Source organism: Paraburkholderia sp. HD33-4 (assembly GCF_021390635.1).
Lineage (GTDB): Bacteria > Pseudomonadota > Gammaproteobacteria > Burkholderiales > Burkholderiaceae > Paraburkholderia.
Map to the genome: position 1 here is coordinate 1,554,203 of NZ_JAJEJS010000002.1, position 26,089 is coordinate 1,580,291.

Here is a 26,089-nt window from a genome sequence, read left to right on the forward strand (position 1 = left end):
TGAGTGGCGGCGCGAGCGGAGCGCTTATGCCCACAGCGCCGAGGTTTCGATATTGCGCAGGTCGAACACTAGCACTTCCGCGTCGCGGCCTTGCGTGAACGTCAGCGCATCTTCGCCACGCACCCGCGCGCCGTCGCCCTCGCCAAGCTCGACACCGTTCACCGTGACGCTGCCGCGCGCCACTTGAACATACGCATAGCGGTCCTTCGCGAGTTCGAGCCGTGCGGTTTCGTCGCCGTTGAAAAGACCGGCGTACACGCGCGCATCCTGTTGCAACTCCAGCGAACCGTTCGCACCGTCCGGCGACAGCACGAGGCGCAGCACACCGCGCTTGTCGGCCGCGCCGAAGTGCTGTTGCTGATAGCGCGGCTTCGTGCCTTGCTGGGCCGGCGCGATCCAGATTTGCAGGAAGTGCACCGGCTCGTTCTTCGAATGGTTGTATTCGCTGTGCGCGACTCCGGTGCCCGCGCTCATCAACTGGATGTCGCCCGGCACGATTACCGAGCCCGTGCCCATCGTGTCCTTGTGTTCGAGCGCGCCTTCGAGCACGTACGAAAAGATCTCCATGTCGCGATGCGGATGCTTGCCGAAGCCTTGCGCCGGTGCCACACGGTCGTCGTTGATCACGAGCAGGTCGGAGAAGCCGTTCTGCTTCGGATCGTGATAATGCGCGAACGAAAACGTATGACGTGAGCTGAGCCAGCCGTGTTCCGCGCGGCCACGTTGGTTGGCGTGTCTGATTTCGAGCATGCTCTTTTCTCCTTGAGTTTTGTCGTGCGATCCGGGCCAGATGTTTGGCTGCGATCCATGAACGACAGTGTAGGTCAATTCAGATGGCTATAATCATGGTGAAAATGGAAACACTGTCGCATTGGAGTAGACAATACGATGCAGCTCGATGACATGCGGATCTTCGTCGCGACCGTCGACGCCCACAATTTCACCGCCGCGGCGAACCGGCTATCGCTGTCGAAACAGTTCGTGAGCCGCCGGGTGATGGCGCTGGAGGAGGCGCTCGGCGTGCAACTGTTGATTCGCAACACGCGCAAGCTGGCGGTGACCGATCTGGGGCAGGAGTTCTACGAGCGCGCGAAGCGCATCCTCGGCGAGGTCGAGGACGCCGAGCAGGCGATGTCGCTGCGCCGCGCCGGGCCGCGCGGGCTGCTACGCGTGAGCGCGCCGATGTCGTTCGGCATGATGCATCTATCGCCGCTCGTCGCGGCGTTTTTGCGCGAGCATCGCGACGTGCGTTTCGACATGGAACTGAGCGACCGCGCCGTCGACGTGGTCGGCGAGGGCTTCGACATGGCGATCCGGATCGGCACGCTGGCGGATTCGTCGCTGATCGCGCAGAAGCTGATCGATGTGAAGATGCTCGCGTGTTGCAGCCCCGCCTATCTGCGCCGGCGCGGCAGCCCGGCGGTGCCGGCCGATCTCGCGAACCACGACTGTCTGCTGTACGGCCACGGCGGCGCGGTCAGCTGGGAGTTTCGCGTCGACGGCGCGCTCAGAAGCGTCGAGGTGCGAGGGCCGTTACGGGCCAATAACGGCGATCTGATTCGCGATTCCGCGGTCGCGGGACTTGGAATCGTTCGGCTGCCCGATTTCATCGTCGCCGATGCGCTGGCGAGCGGCCAGCTCGTGCCCGTGCTCGAAGCGTTCCTGCCGACGGCGACGGGCGTCTACGCCGTGTATCCGCAGCATCGGCAGAGCTCGGTCACGATCCGGGCATTCGTCGAGTTTCTGCGCAAGCATCTGAGGAAGAAGCTCGCGGCTTGAAGTCGAAGTCGAAGCCGAAGCCGAAGCCGAAGCCGAACCGCGGACATCCGTCGGTCAACCCGCTAAATCCTGTCAACCATCGCGGAAAATAAAGCTATACGCGCTCAACGCCGGCACGCCGCCGAGATGCGCATACAGCACACGCGAGCCGGGCGGAAATTCGCCGTTGCGCACCTTGTCGATCATGCCGTGCATCGACTTACCTTCGTACACCGGATCGGTCAGCATGCCTTCGAGGCGCGCGCTCAGACGGATCGCCTCGAGCGTGCCGTCGTTCGGCAGACCGTATTCCGGGCCGCCGTAGCGCTCATCGAGCACGATGTCCTTCGCGGTGATGTCGCGGCCCAACTCGACGCTTTCGGCGGTCCGTCTGGCGATGCGCATGATCTGCTCGCGCGTTTGCGCCGGCTTTGCCGACGCGTCGATGCCGATCACCCGATCGGCGCGGCCGTCGGCGGCGAAACCGACGACCATGCCAGCCTGCGTGCTACCGGTGACCGAGCACACGACGATGTAGTCGAATCTGAAGCCCAGTTCGGCTTCCTGCTGTCGCACCTCTTCGGCGAAACCGACGAAGCCGAGCCCGCCCAGCGGATGATCCGAGCAGCCGGCCGGAATCGCGTACGGCTTGCCGCCGGCGGCGCGCACGCTGTCGAGCGCGTCTTCCCAGCTCTTGCGAAAACCGATGTCGAAGCCGTCCGGCACGAGCCGCACGTCGGCGCCCATCATGCGCGACATCTGGATGTTGCCGACGCGGTCGTACACCGCATCCGAGTAGTTGACCCAGTTCTCCTGCACGAGCACGCATTTCAGACCCAGATGGGCGGCCACCGCCGCGACCTGGCGCGTCTGGTTCGACTGGATGCCGCCGATCGACACGAGCGTGTCGCAGCCCTGCGCGAGCGCATCGGGGATCAGATATTCGAGCTTGCGGGTCTTGTTGCCGCCGAACGCGAGGCCGCTATTGCAGTCCTCGCGCTTGGCATACAACTCGACCTTGCCGCCGAGATGCGCGCTCAGGCGCTTGAGCGGCTGGATCGGCGTCGGCCCAAAGGTGAGCGGGTAGCGGGGGAATCGTTGCAGGTTCATCGCGGCTCCGTGGTGAGTGATTTCCGTGAGTTCATGGTAGGAAAAACCGCCAGAAATGAGCTTGCGAAAAAAATCGACCAGACGTATTTTTAGAAATCGAAGAACCTCTCGTTCCTAACAAAACTTCGTATCTACGATAATGAGCGCAACAAAAGTTCGTGCTGGATCGAAACTTTCCGATCGAAGCCTCGCTCTCTCCACGTCGCCGGCCGATTCCCACCACGCGCTGGACCGCATCGACCGGGCGATCCTGCGGCAACTGCAGAGCGATGCGTCGATTTCGAACGTGGCGCTCGCCGCGAAAGTGAAACTGAGCGCGCCCGCGTGTCTGCGGCGCGTCGAACGGCTGAAGGAATCGGGGCTGATTCGCGGCGTGGTCGCGCTGCTCGATCCGAAGGCGGCGGGCGCAGGTATGCTCGTGATCATCGGCGTGGTGCTCGATCGCTCGACGCCCGAGTCGTTCGCCGAGTTCGAAAAGGCCGCGCAGAAAGTGGCCGGTTGCATGGAGTGCCACGTGGTGACCGGCGAGTTCGACTATTTCATGGTGATCCGCACGCGCGACAGCGACAGCTTCAACCGTCTGCACGCCGAGCAGTTGCTATATCTGCCGGGCGTGCGGCAAATCCGCTCGTTCATGGTGCTGAAGGAAATCCTGTCGACCACGAAATTTCCGCTGTGACCCGTGCGGCAACGCAAGCGCGCGGCCACGCAGCCGGCGGCGAAAGCGCGCATGCTGTCATAAATGCCGCGCCCGCGCGACCAAGCATCGACGCACCCACACGCGGCCCTGGGGGCACCGTGCCAAGGCGGGTGAGCGTCGGCACTTTTCCGGAGCGACCATCATGATTCGCAACAGACCGCAATTCCTTACATCGTTCGGCGACACCTCCAGACGCTCGCGCGCGGCCGCGCTGTGGTTGCTGCTCGGCGCGGCCGCGCTTGCGTTGCCGCTCGTGCAGCGCGTCGCGTTCTCGGCGGAGAACGCGGTCGTGATCGCGCCGCCCGCGCTGGACGAACCGATTCCGGCCAGTACCGCGCACGAGGAAACCGCGGTGCTCGCGGGTGGCTGCTTCTGGGGCGTCCAAGGCGTGTTCCAGCATGTGCGCGGCGTCACGCGAGCGGTGTCGGGCTACTCGGGCGGCTCACGCGACACCGCGCAGTACGAGACCGTCAGCGGCGGCGAGACCGGGCACGCCGAATCGGTGCAGGTCACCTTCGATCCCGGCAAGGTCACATACGGCCAGTTGCTGCAAGTGTATTTCTCGGTGGTTCAGGACCCGACCGAGCTGAATCGCCAGGGTCCCGACAGCGGCACGCAATACCGCTCAGCGATCTTTCCGCTTAACGATGCGCAGCGGCGCGTCGCGCAAAACTATATTGCGCAACTCGACAAGTCGCACGTGTTTCCCGCACCGATCGTTACGAAGACGGAGCCGTATAAGGGCTTCTATCCGGCCGAGTCGTATCACCAGAACTATTTGACCTTGCATCCCGATTCGGCCTACATCGTGTTCAACGACATGCCGAAAATCGCCAACCTGAAGCGCCTGTTCCCCAACCTGTATCGCGACAAACCGGTGCTCGTCGAAGCAGGGCAATAACCCCTCCGGAACCCCTCTGAACGGCGGCGCCAGCGGCGCCGCCGCAGCGCCCGACCCGTCTTCGCAGTGCGCCTTCCATCGCTCGTCATCAATTCTCCACGGACGTGGCGCATATCTTGCGCACCACGGTTGCGTTGGCCACCGTCCGCCTCACCGCGGCGTGCAAGCACTATGCGCAGCGGCCACACGAGCGCGTGGGTCATGCGGGCCCACCGTGCTTCGTGCGCATCGCGTTGCCCGCGTCATCGATTGGAAAAATTACACGCCGTAAAGTAACGGTGCGGCGGTCGTCCGCGCTTTTGGGTTCGCGCTGGACCCCGGACGAAAACCTAACCTCATCGCGAGGAGCGAGATCGGAGGCTTCCGGTGTTGAACAGCCGTAGAAAGAAGCGAGGCACCGAGCCTCGCCATAAACAGTCCGGCATCGCGGCGAGCACGCTCGTCGTCGCGACCTTGAGTGCGATGGCCTGCATGCCTCGTGTCGCCTTCGCGCAGACGCCGTCGCCACTCGGCGAATGGCAATACTCGGTGGGCGTGCCGCTGCAGAAGATGTGGCAGCCGAACATTCCCGAGTGGCAACTGCGCTTCGGTGTGGCCACGTCGTTCCAGCCGCGCTTCGAGGGTTCGGACCGCTATCACCTGGTGGCAGGTCCGAGCATCGACGTGCGCTACAAGGATCTGTTGTTTCTGTCGAGCGGCGAAGGCTTTGGCGTGAATTTCGCGCAGGGCGAGAACTGGCGCATGAGTCTCGCCGCGGTCTACGACCTCGGACGACGCGGGCAGGACGATCCGCAGGAACTCAACGGGCTCGGCAATATCAACCCGGCGCTGGGTCTGAAGCTCTCGGGCGAGTACGTCGTGTCCAAGGATTTTCCGCTCGTGCTGCGCGCCGATATCCGCCGGTATTTCGGCGGATCGAATGGCTGGATCGGCGATCTCGGCGCCTATATGCCGATGCCCGGCAGCACGAAGCAGTTCTTCTGGTTCGCGGGTCCGAACGTGGCCATCGCGGACTCCAATTACATGAACAGCTGGTGGGGCGTCAATCAGGAGCAGGCTGCGCACTCGCAGTATCCGCAGTACCACGCGAGCGCCGGCTTCAAATCGGTGGGCTTCGGCGTCAGCGCGATCTGGCTGTTCAGCAAGCACTGGTTCGCGACCGCCGACGGCGCGTTCGAGCAACTCGTCGGCAGCGCGGGCAACAGTCCGATCACGCGCCGCCGCGCGACCGGCGTCGCCGACGTGTCGATCAACTACCGGTTCTGATTGATCTCAATTGTTGAGACGACGAGGAGGGGCTGCTTGCGGCGCTTTTTTCACACGATGCTTCGATGCGTGTCGTGGAAGGTTCCGGCTTCGAAGCTCTTTCCTTGAAAAGCATCACCGCACAGAAGCTGACCGCACACGCCGGCGCTACATACCAGGCTGCCGACATCGGATCGCCGGTCCATTTGATCAAACCCGTCAGGATGAATTGAGTCGTACCGCCGAACAGCGCGACCTGCAGCGCATGCGATACCGCCATACCGCTGCCGCGCACCCGCGCAGGAAAGGCTTCGAGCACGAGCAGGGTGATCGCGCAGGCGCTAAACGCCACCATCGTGCTAATGAGCGCGACGCCGCACAGAACCGGCAGCGCGCTGGTCGCACGGGTAATCACCACAAAGACCGGATAGACCAGCAGCGCCGTGCATCCAGAGGCCAGCAGGGCCAGTGGTTTGCGGCGATGCATGCTGTCGAGGAGACGGCCGGCCAGCGGCGGAATGACGACGAGCAGCAGCGCGGACAACGCGGAAGCACGAAAGCCGATGACGGCGGGCATGTGCATCACGCGAGTCGCATAGCTCGGCATGAAGTAGACGATCGCGTATACCGGTATGGATTGCCCCATGATCATCAGCATCGCCAGCAGAATCGTCGTCCCATGTTCGCGACGCAGTTCGGCGAGCGGCGTGGCGGCATATCTGGCGGCGCTGGTCGCTATCGGACGATCGCGAAGCCGGCGGCGAACGTAGAGGCCGACAGGCGCGATCAGCAGACCGATCACGAACGGGATTCGCCAGCCCCACGAAGCCACGGCAGCCGGCGGCATCGTGCTGGTGATCAGCAGGCCCAGGGTTGCGCCCAGCAACGCGGCTGCGCCCTGGCTGACGAGCTGCCAGCTGACCAGAGAGCCGCGGCGTGACACGGGGCCAGCCTCCAGCACGAAGGCCGCGGCGACTCCGATGTCGCCGCCGACGGCAAAGCCCTGCAACGATCGACCGGCGATCACGACGAGCGGCGCAATCATGCCGATGCTGGCAAACGACGGGCACAGGACGAGCGCGGCGGTTCCCAGGGCCATCATCCAGCTGGTTCTCGTCATCGCTGCACGGCGTCCCACACGGTCGGCGTAAGCGCCAATCATCATCGCGCCGACAGGCCGCATGAAAAAGCCGACACCGAATGTGCCGACGGCATAGAGCAACGAAGTCATCGGATCGTTCGCCGGGAAGAACCGATCGCCGATCACCGCCGCGAAAAAGCCGAAGACGGTGAAGTCGAACATTTCGAGCCCTGTCACGAGCGAGGCTGCGACGACGGTCTTCAGCAGATCACGCCGATACTGTCGAGGGATTTCCGCGCTGCTTTGCGCAACGATCTCTGTTGGTGCACGGCTCATCCGCACTGTTCTCCGCGATTGGTAGCCGGCATTTTGTCAGAAACGCCATTTGCGACAGGCTGCCACGCCGCGTCCAATCGTTCAGCGCAACGCGTTTGTGCATGGGCGGCAATCGATGGCGTCGCAAGCGGAGCGGCTATCAGAACTGCGTGGTTAGTCATGTGTGGATTGCTAGACATGTGTTCGGGAAAGAGTGGTGTTTCATCATTTGCTTTGCAGTCTCGCCAATATCGGCAACTTCACAGCCAGGGTTTAGCCGCCACGGCGCGACTTCGCGGGTATAGCCCTTGCTGACTCCGTGTTCGCGCGCCGCGACGCCTTCGTCGCCGCGCGCCCGAACACAAGGAGTCGATCCCCATGGCAGGTAAAGCGAATACCCGGAAGCCCGCGGCCCAGGCAAACGGGGCAGCGCCGTCGAACGACGCGAAATCGAACCAGCTCGAACGCAATCGCGTGAAGCCGCAAGGCGAGGCCCTGAGAACCAATCAGGGCGTCAAGATCGCCGACAACCAGAACACGTTGCGTGCGGGACCGCGCGGTCCGTCGCTGCTCGAAGATTTCATCATGCGTGAAAAGATCACGCATTTCGATCACGAGCGAATTCCCGAGCGCATCGTGCATGCGCGCGGCTCGGCCGCGCATGGCGTATTTCAGGTCTACGAATCGATGCGCGAGTATACCAAGGCGGCGTTTTTGCAGAACCCGGCCGCTGAAACGCCGGTGTATGTGCGGTTCTCGACCGTGCAAGGTCCGCGCGGCTCGGCCGACACCGTGCGCGACGTGCGCGGCTTCGCGGTGAAGTTTTACACCCAGGAAGGCAATTTCGATCTGGTCGGCAACAACATGCCGGTGTTCTTCATTCAGGACGCGATCAAGTTTCCCGACTTCGTGCATGCGGTAAAGCCGGAGGCGCCGAACGAAATGCCGACCGGCGGGTCCGCGCACGACACGTTCTGGGACTTCGTCTCGCTCGTGCCCGAATCGGCCCACATGGTGCTGTGGACGATGTCGGACCGCGCGATTCCGCGCAGCTTGCGGACGATGGAAGGCTTCGGCGTCCACACGTTCCGCTTCGTCAATGCGGAGGGCCGCGCGCGTTTCATCAAGTTCCACTGGCGTCCCGTGCTCGGCTCGTATTCGCTGCTGTGGGATGAAGCGCAGAAGCTCGCAGGCAAGGACCCGGACTTTCACCGGCGCGATCTATGGGAAGCGATCGAGCGCGGCGATTATCCGGAGTACGAGTTGGGCGTGCAGATCGTCGAGGAAGCCGACGAGCACAAATTCGATTTCGATCTGCTCGATCCGACCAAGCTGATTCCGGAAGAACTCGTGCCGGTGAAAATCATCGGCAAGATGACGCTCAATCGCAATCCGGACAACTTCTTCGCCGAGACCGAACAGGCCGCGTTTCATCCGGGGCATATCGTGCCGGGCATCGATTTCACCAACGATCCGTTGCTGCAGGGGCGTCTGTTCTCGTACACGGACACCCAGATCAGCCGCCTCGGCGGCCCGAACTTTCACGAGATTCCGATCAACCGGCCCGTCTGTCCAGCCGTCAACAATCAGCGCGATGCGATGCATCGGCAGACGATCCACGTCGGCCAGGCGTCGTACGAGCCGAACTCGCTGAACGACGGCTGGCCGAAGGAAACCGATCCGGCGGCCGAAGATGGTGGCTTCGACAGCTATCAGGAGCGCGTCGAGGGCACGAAGATTCGCGTGCGGAGCGACTCGTTCGCCGATCATTTCTCGCAGGCCGCGTTGTTCTACAACAGCATGTCGCAGCCGGAGAAGGACCATATCGCGGCGGCCTATCAGTTCGAGCTCGGCAAGGTGACGAAGCCCGAGATTCGCGCGCGCCAGGTCAACGAGATTCTCGCGAACTTCGACGCCGACCTCGCCGCGAAGGTGGCCGTTGGACTCGGCTTGCCGGCGCCGAAGAAGGGCACGGCAAAACTCGTCGGGCCGAAGTCGTCGCCGGCGCTGAGTCTGCTCAATCGCGTGAAGCCCGGCATCAAGACCCGCAAGATCGCGCTGCTCGCCGCGCCCGGCTCCGATGGCGCGACGATCAAACGGCTACGGCAGGCGCTCGAGGGTGAAGGCGCGACGCCGCTGCTGATCGCGCCGACGCTCGCCGGGATCGACGGCCTCACGCCCGACGCGACGATCGCTGGATTGCCGTCGATCATGTTCGACGCGGTGATCGTCGTCGGCGGGGAGAAGGGGGCGAAGGCGCTGTCGCAATCAGGCGATGCGCGGCACTTCGTGCTCGAAGCGTTCAAGCATCTGAAGGCGATCGCGGCGCTCGGCGCGGGGCGCGACCTGCTCGCGGCCGCACAGTTGCCCGCGAATTCCGACGGCGTCGCGACCGGAGACGGCGCGCAGTCCGCCGACGTGTTGAAGGCCTTCATCGAGGCCGCCGGGCAGCATCGCGTGTGGTCGCGCGCGGCGCAGGCGGAATCGGTGCCGGCCTGAGCGGGCCGGCGCGGTGGCGCCGAGGCGCTGCCGCGTCAGTCGCTGATCGGTGCAGCGCGTTGCTGAAACGCGGCGCACCGATGCGCGTCGCTGCGAGAGCCTGGCGGGTGCGAACCGGCCAGGTTCTTTTTTGCATTCCGTGCCCTGCCCAGCAAGGCTCAACGAACGCACTGTCCGTTACAGGATGCGTGACGTCCTTGTATGATGACGGCGGTCGCGTCGCGGCATCAAACACCGTGCGCAGACCCGAAAAATATTCCGCATCGACCCGATTCGCCATGCCATCTACAGAAAAAATGACCGCATCGCAGGCCGTCGATCAACTCCGTTTCCGCCGCATCCTTCGCCGCAATATCGCGCTGCCTTTGGGCGTCGGCGTCGTCACGATGGCGCTGTTCGTCGGGCTGATCGCCTACCTCGTGTCGACGATCAGCTGGGTCGAGCACTCCGAGCGTGTGATCGGCGACGCCAACGAAATGCTGCGGCTCGCGGTGGATCGCGAATCGTCGATGCGCGGCTTCCTGATCACCGGTAACGAGAGTTTCCTCGCGCCGTATGAAAACGGCGGCCCGAAATTCAAGGCACAGCTCGACACCCTGGAGAAGCAGGTCGCCGACAACCCGCCGCAGGTCGAGCGGCTCAAGCAGATCGAAGCGCTGCAGCAGCGGTGGGGACGGTTCGCCGAGGAGATCATCGACGCGCGCCGCCGCAACGAGGACTATGAGACCGCGATCGCGGCGGGGCGCGGCAAGGTCGAGTTCGACGAAACCCGCCGCGAATTCGACGATTTTCTCGACGTCGAGTTGCGCCTGCGCCAGCAGCGCGCCGAGGCGACACGCAACGTGACGGCGACGCTGGTCGGCGTGTTCCTGCTGTTCAGCCTCGTCGTCAGCGGCCTGCTCGCATGGCGGGGCCGCCGCGAACTGCTGGAGCTGTCCGAAACCTATGACGACGTACTGCGCCGCCAGGGCGAACAGACCGCGCTGCTCGAGCAGCAGGTGTGGTTGCGCTCGGGTCAGCGGCTGCTCGCGGACAAGGTCGTCGGCCAGACGAGCGCGCCGCTCGTCGGCCGCGCGATGCTCGAGTTTCTTGCCCAATATCTCGATGCGGTCGTCGCCGCGCTGTACGTGCGCGACAGGCAGAGCGGCACGCTGCGCCGGATCGCCGCGTACGGATATGGCCGCGATAGCGAACAGACGGCCGGCCTGACTTTCGAGGAGGGCGAAACGCTGGTCGGTCAGGCGGCGCGCTCGCGCCGCACGCTGGTGCTGCGCGACGTGCCCGCCGATTACGTGCGGGTCATGTCGGCGACGGGCAGCGGCGCACCGCGCAATCTGCTGATCCTGCCGATCGACAACGACGGCCAGGTCAACGGCGTCGTCGAAATGGGCTTCCTGCGCGAGGTGACACCCCGCGACGAAGAGTTCATGGAGCTGATCCGGCACAGCATGGGCGACTTTCTCGAAGCGGCGCTGTATCGCGAACGCCTGCAGGATGTGCTCGCCGAGACGCAGCAGCTGAACGAGGAGTTGCAGGTCCAGCAGGAGGAGCTGCGGGTCTCCAACGAAGGGCTCGAGGAACGCGGCCGCGCGCTGATGGAATCGCAACGGCGCCTCGAGGCGCAGCAGGCCGAGCTCGAGCAGACCAACGTGCAGCTCGAGGAATACGCGCAGCGGCTGGAGCGGCAGAAATCGGAGCTGCTGCGCGCGCAGAGCGATCTGGCGGCCAACGCGGAACGCCTCGAACAGTCGAGCCGCTACAAGTCCGAGTTCCTCGCGAACATGTCGCACGAATTGCGCACGCCGCTCAACAGCTCGCTGATTCTCGCCAGGTTGCTGCAGCAGAATCGCAGCGGCAATCTGACCGACGAGCAGGTGCGCTACGCGGAGACGATCCACGCGTCGAACAGCGATCTGCTCGTGCTGATCAATGACATTCTCGACCTGTCGAAGGTCGAGGCGGGTCAACTGACGGTCGAGCACGAAACGGTGTCGATCGAGGCGACGCTGCAGTCGCTCGAAGAAATGTTCCGGCCGATCGCGGCGACCAAGCAGTTGCGTCTCGCCTTCGACAAGCTGCCGGGCGCGCCCGATACGTTCGTCACCGATGGCCAGCGGCTCACGCAGATCCTGCGCAACCTGCTGTCGAACGCGGTGAAATTCACCGAGCGCGGCGAGGTCACGCTCGAGGTCGCCAGGGTCGAGGACAACCTGCTGCGCTTCGACGTGCGCGATTCGGGCATCGGCATTCCCGCCGACAAGCTCGACATGATCTTTGAGGCGTTCCAGCAGGCCGATGGCTCGACGAGCCGTCAATATGGCGGCAGCGGCCTTGGGCTGTCGATTTCGCGCGAGTTCTCACGGCTCTTGGGCGGGCGCATCACGGTCGCGAGTGAAGTCGGCAAGGGCAGTGTGTTTACGCTGTGGCTGCCGCTCGATGCGCGCGCGGCCGCGGACAGCGAGATGACGAGCGTCGCCGCGATCAACGCGGAGAACCCGGGGGCGCGCGCGACGGCGCAAGCGCCGTTGCTGCACACGCCGCTCGACGCCGCTCCGGCCGCGGTGATCTCGCCGGCGAATGGTCTGGCAAGCCGGGCGTCGCCCAGCGCATCGTACGAAGCTTTGCTGGCCCGCGCCGCCGAGCCCGCCGCCGCGTCGATTGCCGACGATCGCGACAACCGCACCCGCGCGGGCCGTCTGATCGTCGCGGTCGAAGACGATCCGCCGTTCGCCGCGATTCTGCGCGATCTCGTGCACGAACTCGACTTCGACTTCGTGCACGCGAGCGACGCCGCCAGCGGCCTCGCGCTGGTGCGCGACATGCGGCCGGCCGCGGTGCTGCTCGACGTCGGACTGCCGGACCGCTCGGGCCTCACCGTGCTCGAATGGCTGAAGAACGATCCGCTGACGCGCCACATCCCGATCCATATCGTGTCGGCCACCGATCACGCCGACAAGGCGCTGCACCTGGGCGCGATCGGCTACACGCTGAAGCCGACCGCGCGCTCGACCATGGAGGCCGCGATCCGCCGTCTCGAAGCGCGCTTGCAACAGCGCCTGAAGCGCGTGCTGGTGATCGAGGACGACGCGCCGATGCGCGAAAGCATCCGCGCGCTGCTGCAAAGCGAGAACACCGAGATCGTCGCGGTCGCGACGCTCGCCGAGGCGTTCGAGCAACTGTCGACGCTGACGTTCGACTGCGTTGTCACCGATCTCGCGCTGCCCGACGGCACCGGCTACGATCTGCTCGAACGCCTCGCCGCGAACACCGCGCAGGCATCGCTGCCGGTGATCGTCTACACGGGCCGCATGCTGTCCGACGAAGAAGAGCACAGGCTGCGCCGCTATTCGAAATCGATCATCATCAAGGGCGCGAAATCGCCGGAGCGTCTGCTCGACGAAGTCACGCTGTTCCTGCACAGCGTCGAGTCGTCGCTCGCGCCGGAGCAGCAGCGCATGCTGCGCACCGTGCGGCAACGCGACAATGCCTTCGAGGGCCGCACGATCCTGCTCGCCGAAGACGACGTGCGCAACATCTTCGCGCTGTCGCACGTGCTGGAGCCGCTCGGCGCGAAACTGCTGATCGCGCGCAACGGCCGCGAGGCGCTCGACGAACTGGAGAACGGACCGGAAGTGCATCTGGTGCTGATGGACATCATGATGCCCGAGATGGACGGGCTGACCGCGATGGGCGAGATTCGCCGCAATCCGCGCTTCGCGCATCTGCCGATCATTGCGCTGACCGCGAAGGCGATGGCCAACGATCGCACGCGCTGCCTCGAAGCGGGCGCCGACGACTACGTGTCGAAACCGATCGACGTCGACAAGCTCGTCGCGCTGTGCCGCGTGTGGCTGCGGCAGCGCTGAGGACGCGAGCGTGAGCAGGCAAGCGAGAAACGCGATGAACCCAGCCCGCCTCAGCGATTTCGACATCGAGCTGCGGCTGCTGCTCGAGGCGATCTATCTGAAGTATCAGCACGACTTTCGCCACTACGCGATGTCGTCGCTGCGCCGCCGCCTCACGCAGGCGCTCGACGAATTCAACGTGGAGACGGTGTCGCAATTGCAGGACCGCATCATCCGCGACGGCAACGAGTTTTCGCGGCTGTTCCAGTACCTGACGGTGCAGGTCAGCGACATGTTCCGCGACCCGTCGTATTTCCTCGCGCTGCGCGAACACGTGCTGCCGCGTCTGCGCACCTATCCGTCGATCAAGGTGTGGGTCGCCGGATGCAGCACCGGCGAGGAGCTGTGGTCGCTAAAGATCCTGTTCGACGAGGAGGGCCTCACCGAGCGGACGCTCTTCTACGCGACCGACATCAACCCCGACGCGCTCGCGCGCGCGGAGGCGGGCATCTACGCGCTGGAACGCATCCAGGGCTTCACGCAGAACTATCTGGCGGCGGGCGGCACGCGTTCGCTGTCGGACTACTATCATGCAGCGTATGGCGGCGCGCGCTTTGCCGGCTCGCTGAAAGAGCGCGTGGTGTTCGCCGATCACAGCCTGTCCACCGACGAAGTGTTCCTCGAAGCGCATCTGGTGTCGTGCCGCAACGTGCTGATCTATTTCGATCGCGGCTTGCAGGATCGCGCACTGGGGCTGTTCGAGAACGCGCTGGTGCGGCGCGGCTTTCTCGGCCTGGGCAGCAAGGAAAGCCTGCGCTTTTCGCGTCACTATCCGGCGTTCGACGAGTTCCGTGCGACCGAACGCATTTACCAGAAGCGTTAGCGAGGTCGCGATGCCACGCTCGAACGTCGATCCCACCGTCACCCGGGCCGCCGCTGCCAGCGGCGCGTTCGGCACGGACACGGGCACGGACGCGCCGCGCGGTTACGACCTCGTCGTGATCGGCGGCTCGGCGGGCGCCCTCGAGGTGCTCAACGTGCTGCTCGCCGCGTTGCCCGCGCGCTTCGCGGCGGCCGTGATGATCGTTGCGCATCTGCCGGCCGATTCGCCGAGCTATCTGGTGCCGGCGATCGCGCATCGCTGCGCACTGCCGGTGCTCGAACCCGATGCGGGCGAGCTGATCCTGGCGGGCCGCGTGCACGTCGCGCCGCCCGGGTATCACATGCTCGTCGAAGTGGACCGCACGGTTGCGCTGTCGACCGATGCGGCGGTGCGCTTCTCGCGGCCGTCGATCGACGTGCTGTTCGAATCGGCCGCCGCGGTGTACGGCGAGCGGCTGCTGGCGATCCTGCTGTCCGGCGCCAACGACGACGGCGCGTACGGGCTCGAACGCGTGCGCGCGTGCGGCGGCACCGCGTGGGTGCAGGACCCCGGCAGCGCCGGTTCGCCGGAGATGCCGCGCGCGGCGATCGAACGCGGCGCGGCCGACGCGATCTACAATCCCGAAACCCTGGCCAAGCGCGTTGCCGCGCTGCCGACTTCCCTCTGATCCGGTGCCATGTCGAACTCACCTGTGAACATCCTGATCGTCGACGACATCGTCCACAACATCACCGCGCTCGAAGCGTTGCTCGCACGGCCCGACGTCGCGGTGCTGGTCGCCGACTCCGGCACCGCCGCGCTCGATCTGCTGCTCAAGCACGAAGTCGCGCTGGCGATTCTCGACGTCAATATGCCCGGCATGAACGGCTTCGAGCTGGCCGCGCTGATGCGCGGCAGCCCGCGCACGTCGCACGTGCCGATCATCTTCCTCACCGCGACCGCGCAGGACGCGACGCGCACGTTCCGTGGCTACGAGGCGGGCGCGGTCGACTTCCTGTACAAGCCGTTCGATCCGCGCATCCTGCAGTCGAAGGTCGACGTGTTCGTGCAACTGGAGCAGCAGAAGCGCCAGCTCGCCGCGCAACTGGTGACGACGCGCCAGATGCTCGAAGCGAACGAAATGCTGATGGCGGTGCTCAGTCACGATTTGCGCACGCCGCTGGGCGCGGTACTGGCGTCGGCGGAATACCTGATGCGCACGGCCGTCGACGAGCAGGCCGTGAGCGTCGCCGCGCGCGTGAAGAACAGCTCGCTGCGCATGGCGCGGATGGTCGATCAGTTGCTGAACCTCGCGCGTCTGCAAGGCGGACGTCTGCCGTTGCAGCCGCGCTCGATCGAACTCGCGACGCTGTGCCGCTCGGTGATCGATGAGTTCGCGTCGCAAAAGAGCGGCAAGCAGATCGTGTTCAGCTGCACCGGCAATACGGCCGGCGCGTGGGATACCGACCTCGTGTGGCAGGCGGTGTCCAATCTCGTCAGCAATGCGCTGCAGCATGGCGCGCTGCAGGGCGATATCGGCGTGGAGGTGGACGGCGAAGCCGAGGATTGCGTGCGTCTGAAGGTGTCCAATCGCGGCACGATTCCGGCCGAGGTGTTTCCGCATCTGTTCAAGGCGTTCGCGTCGAACGGCAGCAGCGCGCGCTCGCGCGAGGGACTCGGGCTCGGCCTGCATATCGTGCAGGAGATCGCGCGCATGCATGGCGGTGACGTCAGCGTCGCATCCAGCGACGAGGCGGGCACGACCTTCACGATCGACTTGCCGAGAGCGGTGGCGTTGCAGCGCGGGTCGTTTACCCGGCGATGAGGCGTCGACAACGCCGGTAGTCCTGTGCCGCGCGCCCGCTGTGCTACGCTTGCCGCAACCCAATCCACGCAGCGCAAGCACGAATCCCCATCATGCGTTCCTGGCGCCTCGCATCATCGCAGCGCAGCGGTCAGATCAGCACCGCGCGCGCCACCGACCTCGTCATGGCGATGTCCGATCCGGATGCCGACGCGCTCGCCGCGAGCATTCTGCAGACGGTTGGCGAGTCGTTGTCGCTGCCGGTCTCGCAGTGCACGATCTTCGCGTATGAGTTCGATGCGCGGCCCCGTACGGTGTCGGCGGCCGATCATCGCGGCGGGCATTTCCTGCGCGACGTCGCCGAGCGCTACGCCGCGCATTTCTATGTGCTGGACGGCAATCGCGCGATCATCGGCCAGACCGACGGCAGGCGGGGCATTTCTGCGCGCGATGCGCTGGTGCTGCATCAGCAGCGCGGCGACGAAATCGAAAACGAAGCGTATCGCGCGGCGTGCTACGCGCAGCCGAACGTATCGGACCGGCTGTCGTTGCTGGTGCGGCCGGCGGATAGCGTGTGGCTGTCGATCAACCTGTATCGCGATCGCGCGTACGGCGTGTTCGCACCGGGCGAACTGGAGCGGATCGAAAGCGTCGCGCCGCTGTTCGCGCATGCGGCGAAGGGCCATTACGCGCTGAACGGGCAACACCAGCAGGGCACCGGCGCGGCGATGCTCGCGCGCGCGCGGCGCGCGTGTCCGGCGCTGACGCCGCGCGAGCTCGACGTGCTGCGTGGCACGCTCGAAGGCGCGAGCGCCGCCGAGATCGCCGGGCGGATGGGGGTGAAGCCCACGAGCGTCGTCACGTATCAGAAGCGCGCGTACGCGCGGCTGGGGATTTCGAATCAACGGCAGCTGTTCGCGCTGTGTATGCAGCCTTAGCTGCGCATCTGTCGAAGCTCGTGTCCGGACTCCGGTCGAAGCGGGCGTCGGAGCGTGCTTCATGTCCGCTTCATGTCCGCTTCAACAGCGCTTCAACTCCGCTTACCCCGCGCCTCGGCCTGCGTCTCCCGATCCCAGCGTTTCAACCACGGCATGACGAAATCCGCGAATCCATCGGCCGATGGAGACAGCGCGCGCTTGGTCGAGCGATACACGCACACCTCGCGAATCGTTTCCGGATCGACGATGCGCTTCATCACGAGCCCGAACGTGCGCGCGAGCGGCGCGACGTAGGCTGGCGCGAGCGTGACGGCAAGCCCTTGCGCGGCGAGGCCGAATGCGGTGGTCACATTGTCGACGACATCGACCGGGATGATGCGCGCCTCAACCGGCAGATGGGCGAGCATCTGGTCGACCGCGCGCTCGTGGTCGCGGCCGGTCGCGACGATCGGCACGTCGCGCAGGTGCTGCCACTGCACGCGGCGGCGCGCCGCGAGCGGATGCGTGGCCGAGCACCACATGACCCACGGACTCGCGAACGCGGGCTCGGAGCGCACGCGTGCCCCGCTCTGCCGGTCCGGGCCGATCGCCAGATCGAGGTCGCCGCTCTCGACACGCTCCACCAGTTGCTCGACTACGGTATCGCACACGCGTACGACCACCTTCGGCTTGTCGCGCGCGTATTCGGCGATCGCCGCGGGCAGCGCCGTCGACGCAATGACGAGCGGCGCGCCGACCCGCACGATACCGGCCGCGCGGTTGCGGATATCGTCCGCGGATTGAGCGGCTGCGCGCACGTGGCGCAGCACCGATTCGGCCGAGGCCAGAAAGTCCTGCCCAGCGCTGGACAGCGCGACGCGCCGCGTGGTGCGATCGAACAGCCGGAAACCGAGCTCCGTTTCGAGCTCGGCAAGCAACTGGCTGACCGCCGACGAAGTCAGCCCGAGCCGCTGCGCCGCCGCGCCGATGCTATGAAGATCGACGATGGCGAGGAACGCTTCGAATTGGCGGATCGTGACGCGGGTAAGAGGCATACGATCGATTCTAAAGAAAAACTTACGAATCATGAAAAATCGATTGATTGTGCGCGGCGCGCCGACCACCGACACTCGTGCAGGTCGACTTAGCCCGGCAAACCCGCTTAGACTCAAGGTTTGCCCTGTCGTCCCGCGGCGCGCGGATGACCGCTACAACAGGCCTGCAGAGGCCGTCTTCAAGGACCCGTCATGTTCGACCATATTCCCGCCTATCCGGGCGACCCGATTCTGAGCCTGAACGAAGACTTTCAGCTGGACCCCCGGCCGAACAAGGTCAACCTCAGCATCGGCATCTATTTCGACGACGCCGGCAAGCTGCCGGTGATCGACGCGGTGCGCCGCGCCGAAACCGCGCTGCTCGACGCGATCGGCCCGCGCTCGTATCTGCCGATGGCGGGTTTGCCGCTCTATCGCGACACCGCGCAGGCGCTCGTGTTCGGCGCCGACAGCGCGGCGCGTGCCGAAGGCCGGATCGCGACGCTGCAAACGCTCGGCGGCTCGGGCGCGCTGAAAGTCGGCGCCGATTTCCTGAAGCGTTATTTCCCCGGCTCGCAGATGTGGATCAGCGACCCGAGTTGGGAAAACCATCGCGTGGTGTTCGAAGGCGCGGGGCTCACGGTCAACACCTATCCGTACTACGACCCGCAAACGGGCGGCCTGCGCTTTGCCGAAATGCTCGCCGCAATCGACGCATTGCCGGAAAAGAGCGTGGTGCTGCTGCACGCGTGCTGCCATAACCCGACCGGCGTCGATCTCAGCCCGGCGCAGTGGGCGGAGCTGGTGCCGGTTTTGCAGCGCCGCAAGCTGATCGCGTTCGTCGACATGGCCTACCAGGGTTTCGGGGCCGGCCTCGAAGAAGACGCCGCGCCGGTGCGACTGCTCGCCGACGCGAACGTGCCGCTGATCGTCGCGAACTCGTTCTCGAAAAATTTCTCGCTGTACGGCGAGCGCGTCGGCGCGTTGAGCGTGGTCTGCAAGAGCGCCGACGAAGCCGCGCGTGTGGCCGGCCAACTGATGTCGGCGGTGCGCGCGAACTACAGCAATCCGCCGACGCACGGCGCGCGCCTCGTCGCCAACGTGCTCGCCGATGCGACGCTGCGCGCGTCGTGGGAAGCCGAGCTCGGCGCGATGCGTGAGCGCATTCTGGCGATGCGCAACGTGATCCACGCGGGGCTCGACGGACGTGTCGACGAGGTGATGCGCGCGCGCTATGTCGCGCAGCGCGGCATGTTCACGTACACGGGCCTGTCCGAAAGCCAGGTCGAGCGTCTGCGCAACGAATACGCGGTGTACGTGCTGCGCTCGGGCCGCATGTGCGTAGCCGGCCTGAACGCACGCAACGCGGACTATGTCGCCTCGTCGATCGCGGCGGTGGTGTCGAACGCCTGAAGCCGTCCCGAGGTTCGGCCGCTATCGCGGCACGCATGAATACCGAAGATCGGCGCGCGCTGACGCGCCGTCACAATGACAATCATGGAGATACTGACGATGGCCACGACCCTCGAAGCGCGACCGGCGAGCCCGCCCAGTTCGGCCGGGATGCATCCGGACGAATGGCAGGCGCGCGTGCAGCTGGCCGCGTGCTACCGGATCTTCGATCTGCTCGGCTGGACCGAGATGATCTACAACCACATCACGCTGCGCGTCCCCGAAAGCGTCAGCGGGGCCGAGCGCCACTTCCTGATCAACCCGTTCGGGCTGCACTACAGCGAAGTGACCGCGAGCAATCTGGTGAAGATCGACGCGCAGGGGCGGGTGCTCGACGACTCGCCTTATCCGGTGAATCCGGCCGGCTTCGTCGTGCATGCGGCGATTCACGAGGGCTTGCCCGACGCGCACTCCGTGATGCACACGCATACGACGGCGGGCGTCGCGGTGGCCTGCCTCGAAGAAGGCTTGCAGCAGACCAATTTCTATAGCGCGCAGTTGCACGACCGGATTGCGTATCACGACTTCGAGGGCATCACGATTCATGCGGAAGAGGGGCCGCGGCTGCTCGCGCATATCGGCGACAGGCAAGCCGTGATCCTGCGCAACCACGGTCTGCTATCGTGGGGCCGGACTTTGCCGCAGGCTTTCGCGATTCTGTGGACACTGAATCGCGCCTGCGAAATCCAGATGGCGACGTTTTCGATGGGCCGCGCGCGTCCGGTGCCGGAGGACATCGCGATCCGCTGCTCGCGCGACGCGCTGCAGTTCGACCCGCGCCACGGCGCCGGGCAGGACGTGTTCGATGCGCTGGTGCGGCGGGTCGAGCGGATCGACGCGAGCTACCGGCAATGATTGAAGCCACGGGTAAAAGAGCGCGACAATCAACGCTGCAATAAACACAGCAACAAGCAAGGATTCAGGCGATGAAAGTAGCGATCTACGGCGCCGGCTCGATCGGCGGCTGGATGGGAGTGAAGCTCGCGCAGGCGGGGCACCAGGTCAGCGTGGTCGCGCGCGGCGCGACGCTCGACGCGGTGCGCCAGCATGGTCTGCGGCTGATCGAAGGCGGCGTGATCTACGCCGAACAGGTGAAGGCGAGCGACAAGCCGGCCGATCTCGGCGTGCAGGAGCTCGTCGTGATCGCGGTGAAGGGCCCGGCGATGGCGGCGGTGGCCGCGCATGTCAAGCCGCTGCTCGGCCCCGAGACGATCGTGCTGACGGCGATGAACGGCGTGCCGTGGTGGTTCTGCGACGGCCTCGGCGGCGAACTCGCCGGCCAGCGGCTGAAGTCGATCGATCCCGATGGCGCCATTGCCGCCGCGATCCCGGTCGCGCAGACCGTCGGCTGCGTCGTGCATGCCAGTTGCCTGATCGACGCGCCCGGCGTGATCCGGCATCACCAGGGCAACGGGCTGATCGTCGGCGAGGCGTCGGGCAAGCCGAGCGAGCGTGTCGAACTGCTCGCCGCGCTGCTGCAGGCGGCGGGCTTCCATACGACGGCCTCGGCGCAGATCCAGCGCGACGTCTGGTTCAAGCTATGGGGCAACATGACGATGAATCCGGTCAGCGCGATCACCGGCGCCACGACGGACCGGATTCTCGGCGACGAACTCGTGCGCGGCTTCGTCACGCACATCATGCTGGAGGCGAAGGAAATCGGCGCGCGCTTCGGCATCCCGATCGACCAGGCGCCCGAGGACCGTCATGCGGTCACACTGAAGCTCGGCGCGATGAAAACCTCGATGCTGCAGGACGTGCAGGCCGGCAAGGCGGTCGAACTCGATGCGCTGGTCGGCGCGGTGCGCGAACTCGGGCAACTGACGCGCGTGCCGACGCCTTACACGGATGCGTTGCTCGGTCTCGCGCGGCTGCATGCGAGTACGTTGGGCCTGTATCCGAAGCAGTGAGCTTGTCGCACACCCCTCGGTTCGAGGACCGAAGAAATGCCGCGCGTCGACCGCGCGGTTTTTTTTTGCCCGCGCTAGGCCGTGGCGGCATCCGGCAGCTTCGCCGCTTCGATCAGCGACAACGCGCGCCGCGAGTCGTCGAGTTCGGTCAGGCACAACAGCGCGAGGCGCGCCAGATACAGCGACGCCTGCGCTTCGCCTTCGTGGCTCAGCGTGTTGCACAGCGTCGTATAGACGAGGTCGAGATCGCTATCGGTCATGATGTCGAAGGTCCTTGTGCGTTAGTTCTGCTGTGTCAGCGTGGCATCGAGCGCGTGCCGCACGGCCGCCGCGCTGCCGTTGCGCCAGCGCGCGAGCACGTGGCCGTCGGGGCGGATCAGATAGACGGTGCCCGGTCGTGCGTCGAGCATGTCGTGCAGGCGGCCGGTCGGGTCGATGGTTCGAGGGACGTTTGCCGATTGCGCTTCGGCTTTGGCGATATCGATCAGGTTGAACGGAATGCCCTGGTCGGCTAGCGTGCTTTGCAGTGGTTGCCACGGGTCGCCGTCGTTCGTGTGCTCTACGTCGAAGCGCAGCGCCGTGAAGCACGGTCCGAGCAGGTCGGTTAGATGAATGCCGATCCGTGCGCCATCTTGCGATTGTTCAAGCAGCCTGCACTCGGGTAACACAGTGCCCGGCGCGGGGCCGCGATCGAACGCATCGGCTGCGTCGCCCGTGAAGTTCAGCGGCGATTGCCGATACGCGATCGCATGCGTCTGGCGCGGATTGATCAGCGGCCGCACCGCCGCGTGCCGCTCGGCGAGTCCGAGCACGGCCGTGCGCATCAGATCGAACGCGAAGGTCGGCGGCGCCATGAATTCGGTGCTTTTCATCCCGTAGCTAAGATTCTCGCGCGCCGCGTACACACGTTCGTCGCTATAGCTATCGAGTAGCGCGGGCGACGCGCTGCCATTGATCACGCAGCCGAGCTTCCAGCCGAGATTGTCGGCATCGTCGATGCCGGAGTTCGCGCCGCGCACGCCGAAGATCGGCACCAGATGCGCGGCGTCGCCCGCGAACAGCACGCTGCCGTGCCGATAGCGTTCGAGCGTCAACGCGTTGGCCTTGTAGATCGTGATCCAGATCGGCGACCACGCGCCGGTTTCGCCCATCGAGTCGAGCAGGCTTTGCACGCGCGGTATCACGTTCTCGGGTAACACGGCGGCGTCGGGGTCTTCGTCGTCGCGCAACTGGTAGTCGATGCGCCACACGTTGTCGGGCTGCTTGTGCACGAGCACCGTCGAGCCCGGATTCGACGGCGGATCGAAATAGGCGAGCCGTTCGGTCGCGCGCGAGGTGTCGAGTTCGATATCGACGATCACGTAGCGCCCTTCGTAGGTCGTGCCGGTGAGCTTCAGCCCGAGCAGGTCGCGGATCGTGCTGCGGCCGCCGTCGCAGGCGACGACCCATGCGGCGTCCATCCGCCAGCTGGAGCCTTGCGGATCGGCCGGATCGGCGCTGCGCAGCGTCAAGCTCGCGCCGCCTTGCGGCCGTTGTTCGAGGCCCGTCACCCGCGTTTGCCAACGCACGTCGATCAGATCGGCGTGCCGTTCGATCTCGTCGAGCAGCAACTGCTCGATCTGATACTGCGCGATATTGATCATCGGCGGCAGCGACTGCTCGTCGTCCTGATGCATCGCGAAGCGAAACACCTCGGTGTCGCGATAGAAGCTGCGCCCGCCGGTCCACGCCAGCCCCTTTTTCAGAAATCCTTCGACCACGCCGAGCCGCTTGAAGATTTCGAGGCTGCGTCGCGAGATGCAGATCGCGCGGCTGCCGGTGCAGACGCTGTCGTCGGCTTCGATCAGCACCGAGCGCACGCCCTGGCGCGCGAGCGCGAGTGCGAGCGTCATGCCGACCGGACCGCCGCCGACGATCGCGACGGCGCGCGTTTGCGGCTCGCGTCCGTCGACCAGCAGCGGCACCGCGGCCGGATAACGGCGCGGCGCGAACGGATAGGGCTTGAACGGGCGGGTCATGCGTGTCTCCAGTTTGCTTGCGTTATCGGCGCAGTATGCGTCAGCGTTCGTGCGCGACTGTCCTCATTTTGGGTACGACGCTTCTCCGACCCTTCGCAAGCTCGCTTTTTATGATCAGGCAGTGGAGAAGTGGACTTTCGCCCCCTCGTTAGTCGTCCAGACACGCGCGCAAGATCCGCGCGAGACGGCCGGCTTCGCGTGCATCGGTGACGTTCGCGAAGCCCATCACGAGGCCACGCGGCGTGAGACGCGTGCGGCCATTCGCGTACCAGATCGAAAGCGGCAGCACGGCGAGCCCCGCGTCGCGGGCGCGCGCGGCAACCGCGACGTCGTCGACCGGGCCATCAGGGCCCTCGGCGAAGCGTGCCGCGAACTGGATTCCCCCAGGTGGCAACTCGACGCTGAGCCGTTCGCCGAACACCTGCTCCAGCGCGCGCACCACCAGCACGCGCCGCTCGCCGTACAACGCACGCATGCGCTTCAGATGTCGCGCAAAATGCCCCAGCTCGATGAAGTCGGCCAAAGCGGCCTGCAACAGCGTCGACGATCCGGCATTCATGCTGCGCGCCACCCGCCCGACGCGCTCGACAGCGCGCTCCGGCACCACCGCATACGCGAGCCGCAAGCCGGGAAACATCACCTTGCTGAAGGTGCCGCAGTAGATCACGTGATCGTGGCGGTCGAGGCTCTTCAATGCCGGCAATGGCCGGCCCAGATAGCGGAACTCGCTGTCGTAATCGTCTTCGATGATCCAGCTGGACGCTTGCTCTGCCCAGTCCAGCAGCGCCATGCGTCGGGGCAGCGACAACGTGTGGCCGAGCGGGCTCTGGTGCGACGGCGTGACCAGCGCGAAGCGCGCCTGCGCATCCAGCTGGGTGCCGCGTTCGACGTCGATGCCTGCTTCGTCCACCGGCACCGCGACGAGCTGCACGCCGGTTTCGGCGAGAAAACCGCGCGCGAGCAGATAGCCCGGATCTTCGTACCACACGCTGTCGTTCGGGCGGGCGAGACTGCGCAACACGAGCTCGAGCGTCGCACGGTAGCCGCTGGTCACGAACACCTGGTCCGGCAGGCAGGTCACCCCGCGCGACAGCCCAAGATACGTTGCGATGTGTTCGCGCAGCGGCCGGTAGCCGGCAGGATCCGGGTACGCGAGCATCGCCCGCTCGCCGCTGCGCGCGCGATGTGAAACGAGACGATTCCAGACCTTGACCGGAAACGCGTCGAGCGCGGGCAGCCCGGGCTGCAACGGCCGGGGCTCGCCGCTCATGGCGGCGGCAATGGCAAGCTGGCGCGGAGCGCCGTCCGACTGGCCTGGCTTCTGAGGCGGGGCAGCCGCATTAGCGCTTTGCGTGCCGGTCGAGCCCTTTGCGCCTTGCGTCCGCGTGCGCGTCACCGAAGCTGGCAACGAGGGCGACACGAACGTGCCGGCCGCACCGCGCATCTGGAGATAGCCTTCGTCGACGAGGATCGTATACGCCAGTTCGATCGTGCCGCGCGCCGTGTTCAGTTGCGTGGCGAGGCTGCGCAGCGCGGGCACGCGATCGCCGGGACGCAGATGCCCCGCGGTAATCGCGGTTCTGAAGCGCGCACAGATCTGCAGGTAGATCGGCAACTGCAGTTGCCGATCGATATCGACGGTGAATTCGGTGGACGGCATGGTCATGACGGTCTGGCCTGCAAGTCGACCGGAATCAGCATGTCCTGGTCGAATCGACAATTCTTGGCACTTTTCGATAGTTCATGATCTTCCCACAATAGCCTCACACGATGCGACGGCCGCGAGTGCTTCCCCGCGATGCAACGGTCGCCTGCCGCGTACTCGTGCTATCTGACTCTCATCTGGAGAATGTGCCATGAAGATCGTCGTAATCGGTGGTTCCGGCCTGATCGGCTCGCGCGTCGTCACACTGCTTGGCAAGGCTGGTCATGACGCATTTGCCGCGTCACCGCGAACCGGTGTGAACGCCGTGACAGGCGAAGGCCTGAGCAATGCGCTAGCGGGTGCGGACGTCGTAGTCGATGTGGCGAACGCGCCCTCGTGGGAGCCTCAGGCTGTGCTCGACTTTTTCCGCACCTCGACGCGCAACCTCGGCAAAGCCGAAGTGGCTGCCGGGGTACGCCATCACGTCGCGCTTTCCATCGTCGGCTGCGAGCGCAGTCCGGACAACGCGTATTTCGTTGCCAAGGTCGCGCAGGAAGAGGCGGTTGAAGCGGCGGGCGTGCCCTACACGATCGTGCGCGCGACCCAGTTCATGGAATTCATCGGCGCTATTGCCGATTACGGCACGGAAGGCGGGACGGTGCGCGTCGGGGACGGACTGTTCCAGCCGATCGCCGCGGATGACGTCGCAGCGAGCCTCGCGCAGGTCGCTCTCGCCGCGCCGCTGAACGGCACCGTCGATATCGCGGGCCCGGACCGTGAACCGTTCGCCACAATCGTCGGACGTTATTTGAAGTCTGTCGGCGACCCGCGCCCGGTGGTGACGGATCAGGATGCGCGCTACTACGGCGGTCGCGTCGAGGAACAGTCGCTCGTACCGCTCGGCGACGCGCGGATTGGCCGAGTGAGCCTCGACCAGTGGCTGGCGCAAAACAAGAAAGCGTGATTTCAGGTCTTTGCGAACCCTGAATCGGC

The 26,089-nt window shown here is 65.3% G+C and carries 20 protein-coding genes and 1 pseudogene; 14 read left to right on the forward strand and 7 right to left on the reverse strand.

The genetic code is table 11. From position 1 onward, the window contains the following. Positions 1-24: 24 nt before the first annotated feature. Positions 25-750, reverse strand: coding sequence for a pirin family protein (locus L0U84_RS27215; RefSeq protein WP_233854511.1), 726 nt, complete (start codon positions 748-750; stop codon positions 25-27). 138 nt (positions 751-888) lie between these two features. Between L0U84_RS27215 and L0U84_RS27220 the strand changes: the two genes are divergently transcribed. Further along, positions 889-1,779, forward strand: coding sequence for a LysR family transcriptional regulator (locus L0U84_RS27220; protein WP_233854513.1), 891 nt, complete (start codon positions 889-891; stop codon positions 1,777-1,779). A gap of 72 nt (positions 1,780-1,851) precedes the next feature. On the opposite strand, the gene L0U84_RS27225 is transcribed toward L0U84_RS27220, so the two are convergent. After that, complete coding sequence (locus L0U84_RS27225) at positions 1,852-2,868, reverse strand: 1-aminocyclopropane-1-carboxylate deaminase (RefSeq protein WP_233854514.1); 1,017 nt, start codon at positions 2,866-2,868, stop codon at positions 1,852-1,854. A gap of 139 nt (positions 2,869-3,007) precedes the next feature. On the opposite strand from L0U84_RS27225, the gene L0U84_RS27230 reads away from it, so the two are divergent. The 3 genes from L0U84_RS27230 to L0U84_RS27240 all read left to right on the forward strand — a co-directional run bounded on the left by L0U84_RS27230 (position 3,008) and on the right by L0U84_RS27240 (position 5,735). After that, on the forward strand, positions 3,008-3,547 hold the full coding sequence (locus L0U84_RS27230; RefSeq protein ID WP_233854516.1) for an Lrp/AsnC family transcriptional regulator: 540 nt from the start codon (positions 3,008-3,010) through the stop codon (positions 3,545-3,547). 163 nt (positions 3,548-3,710) lie between these two features. Continuing rightward, positions 3,711-4,469 (forward strand): peptide-methionine (S)-S-oxide reductase MsrA, encoded by a 759-nt coding sequence (gene msrA, locus L0U84_RS27235; protein ID WP_233854518.1) that lies wholly within the window; start codon positions 3,711-3,713, stop codon positions 4,467-4,469. 366 nt (positions 4,470-4,835) lie between these two features. Beyond that, a complete protein-coding gene (locus L0U84_RS27240; protein WP_233854520.1) occupies positions 4,836-5,735 on the forward strand; it encodes a MipA/OmpV family protein in 900 nt (299 codons plus the stop codon). Here the strand turns inward: L0U84_RS27240 and L0U84_RS27245 are convergent. After that, a complete protein-coding gene (locus L0U84_RS27245; RefSeq protein WP_233854522.1) occupies positions 5,719-7,131 on the reverse strand; it encodes an MFS transporter in 1,413 nt (470 codons plus the stop codon). The two genes, L0U84_RS27240 and L0U84_RS27245, sit on opposite strands and share 17 nt — an antisense overlap. Positions 7,132-7,473: 342 nt before the next feature. On the opposite strand from L0U84_RS27245, the pseudogene katE reads away from it, so the two are divergent. The 6 genes and pseudogenes from katE to L0U84_RS27275 form a co-directional block, all read left to right on the forward strand. Further along, positions 7,474-9,609 (forward strand): annotated as a pseudogene (gene katE / locus L0U84_RS27250) (catalase HPII); the annotation flags it as partial. A 296-nt stretch (positions 9,610-9,905) separates the two neighbouring features. Then, positions 9,906-13,475: a response regulator gene (locus tag L0U84_RS27255; RefSeq protein ID WP_233854526.1), complete on the forward strand. Its 3,570-nt coding sequence runs from the start codon at positions 9,906-9,908 to the stop codon at positions 13,473-13,475. Positions 13,476-13,509: 34 nt separating this feature from the next. Then, complete coding sequence (locus tag L0U84_RS27260) at positions 13,510-14,337, forward strand: CheR family methyltransferase (protein WP_233854528.1); 828 nt, start codon at positions 13,510-13,512, stop codon at positions 14,335-14,337. 10 nt (positions 14,338-14,347) lie between these two features. Continuing rightward, a complete protein-coding gene (locus tag L0U84_RS27265; protein ID WP_233854530.1) occupies positions 14,348-15,004 on the forward strand; it encodes a chemotaxis protein CheB in 657 nt (218 codons plus the stop codon). 9 nt (positions 15,005-15,013) lie between these two features. Further along, complete coding sequence (locus L0U84_RS27270; protein WP_233854532.1) at positions 15,014-16,141, forward strand: hybrid sensor histidine kinase/response regulator; 1,128 nt, start codon at positions 15,014-15,016, stop codon at positions 16,139-16,141. A gap of 92 nt (positions 16,142-16,233) precedes the next feature. Further along, a complete protein-coding gene (locus L0U84_RS27275) occupies positions 16,234-17,058 on the forward strand; it encodes a helix-turn-helix transcriptional regulator (RefSeq protein ID WP_233854534.1) in 825 nt (274 codons plus the stop codon). A gap of 92 nt (positions 17,059-17,150) precedes the next feature. On the opposite strand, the gene L0U84_RS27280 is transcribed toward L0U84_RS27275, so the two are convergent. Continuing rightward, entirely contained in the window at positions 17,151-18,092 is a 942-nt protein-coding gene (locus tag L0U84_RS27280) for a LysR family transcriptional regulator (RefSeq protein ID WP_233854536.1), read from the reverse strand. Positions 18,093-18,284: 192 nt separating this feature from the next. Here L0U84_RS27280 and L0U84_RS27285 point away from each other — a divergent pair, with 192 nt between their 5' ends. From L0U84_RS27285 to L0U84_RS27295, 3 genes are all read left to right on the forward strand, one after another. Continuing rightward, positions 18,285-19,484 carry an amino acid aminotransferase gene (locus L0U84_RS27285; protein ID WP_233854538.1) on the forward strand — a complete coding sequence of 400 codons (1,200 nt, stop codon included), beginning with the start codon at positions 18,285-18,287 and terminating at the stop codon, positions 19,482-19,484. A 99-nt stretch (positions 19,485-19,583) separates the two neighbouring features. After that, positions 19,584-20,378 (forward strand): class II aldolase/adducin family protein, encoded by a 795-nt coding sequence (locus L0U84_RS27290; RefSeq protein ID WP_233854546.1) that lies wholly within the window; start codon positions 19,584-19,586, stop codon positions 20,376-20,378. Positions 20,379-20,449: 71 nt separating this feature from the next. Then, a complete protein-coding gene (locus L0U84_RS27295; protein WP_233854547.1) occupies positions 20,450-21,433 on the forward strand; it encodes a 2-dehydropantoate 2-reductase in 984 nt (327 codons plus the stop codon). A gap of 74 nt (positions 21,434-21,507) precedes the next feature. Here L0U84_RS27295 and L0U84_RS27300 read toward each other — a convergent pair whose 3' ends face one another. The 3 genes from L0U84_RS27300 to pdxR form a co-directional block, all read right to left on the reverse strand. Next, on the reverse strand, positions 21,508-21,693 hold the full coding sequence (locus L0U84_RS27300; RefSeq protein WP_233854549.1) for a hypothetical protein: 186 nt from the start codon (positions 21,691-21,693) through the stop codon (positions 21,508-21,510). Between the two features lie 21 nt (positions 21,694-21,714). Next, complete coding sequence (locus tag L0U84_RS27305) at positions 21,715-23,451, reverse strand: FAD-dependent oxidoreductase (protein ID WP_233854551.1); 1,737 nt, start codon at positions 23,449-23,451, stop codon at positions 21,715-21,717. A gap of 148 nt (positions 23,452-23,599) precedes the next feature. Beyond that, positions 23,600-25,117, reverse strand: coding sequence for a MocR-like pyridoxine biosynthesis transcription factor PdxR (gene pdxR, locus L0U84_RS27310; protein WP_233854553.1), 1,518 nt, complete (start codon positions 25,115-25,117; stop codon positions 23,600-23,602). 190 nt (positions 25,118-25,307) lie between these two features. Between pdxR and L0U84_RS27315 the strand changes: the two genes are divergently transcribed. After that, a complete protein-coding gene (locus L0U84_RS27315; protein WP_233854555.1) occupies positions 25,308-26,060 on the forward strand; it encodes an SDR family oxidoreductase in 753 nt (250 codons plus the stop codon). Positions 26,061-26,089: the final 29 nt, after the last annotated feature.

Coding starts and splice junctions, on each gene's coding strand:
- L0U84_RS27245 (WP_233854522.1), bottom strand. CDS start 7,131: ATGAGCCGTGCACCAACAGAGATCGTTGCGCAAAGCAGCGCGGAAATC.
- L0U84_RS27290 (WP_233854546.1), top strand. CDS start 19,584: ATGGCCACGACCCTCGAAGCGCGACCGGCGAGCCCGCCCAGTTCGGCC.
- L0U84_RS27300 (WP_233854549.1), bottom strand. CDS start 21,693: ATGACCGATAGCGATCTCGACCTCGTCTATACGACGCTGTGCAACACG.
- L0U84_RS27305 (WP_233854551.1), bottom strand. CDS start 23,451: ATGACCCGCCCGTTCAAGCCCTATCCGTTCGCGCCGCGCCGTTATCCG.
- L0U84_RS27225 (WP_233854514.1), bottom strand. CDS start 2,868: ATGAACCTGCAACGATTCCCCCGCTACCCGCTCACCTTTGGGCCGACG.
- L0U84_RS27285 (WP_233854538.1), top strand. CDS start 18,285: ATGTTCGACCATATTCCCGCCTATCCGGGCGACCCGATTCTGAGCCTG.
- L0U84_RS27255 (WP_233854526.1), top strand. CDS start 9,906: ATGACCGCATCGCAGGCCGTCGATCAACTCCGTTTCCGCCGCATCCTT.
- L0U84_RS27230 (WP_233854516.1), top strand. CDS start 3,008: ATGAGCGCAACAAAAGTTCGTGCTGGATCGAAACTTTCCGATCGAAGC.
- L0U84_RS27315 (WP_233854555.1), top strand. CDS start 25,308: ATGAAGATCGTCGTAATCGGTGGTTCCGGCCTGATCGGCTCGCGCGTC.
- L0U84_RS27280 (WP_233854536.1), bottom strand. CDS start 18,092: ATGCCTCTTACCCGCGTCACGATCCGCCAATTCGAAGCGTTCCTCGCC.
- L0U84_RS27270 (WP_233854532.1), top strand. CDS start 15,014: ATGTCGAACTCACCTGTGAACATCCTGATCGTCGACGACATCGTCCAC.
- L0U84_RS27275 (WP_233854534.1), top strand. CDS start 16,234: ATGCGTTCCTGGCGCCTCGCATCATCGCAGCGCAGCGGTCAGATCAGC.
- pdxR (WP_233854553.1), bottom strand. CDS start 25,117: ATGACCATGCCGTCCACCGAATTCACCGTCGATATCGATCGGCAACTG.
- L0U84_RS27215 (WP_233854511.1), bottom strand. CDS start 750: ATGCTCGAAATCAGACACGCCAACCAACGTGGCCGCGCGGAACACGGC.
- L0U84_RS27295 (WP_233854547.1), top strand. CDS start 20,450: ATGAAAGTAGCGATCTACGGCGCCGGCTCGATCGGCGGCTGGATGGGA.
- L0U84_RS27220 (WP_233854513.1), top strand. CDS start 889: ATGCAGCTCGATGACATGCGGATCTTCGTCGCGACCGTCGACGCCCAC.
- L0U84_RS27265 (WP_233854530.1), top strand. CDS start 14,348: ATGCCACGCTCGAACGTCGATCCCACCGTCACCCGGGCCGCCGCTGCC.
- msrA (WP_233854518.1), top strand. CDS start 3,711: ATGATTCGCAACAGACCGCAATTCCTTACATCGTTCGGCGACACCTCC.
- L0U84_RS27260 (WP_233854528.1), top strand. CDS start 13,510: ATGAACCCAGCCCGCCTCAGCGATTTCGACATCGAGCTGCGGCTGCTG.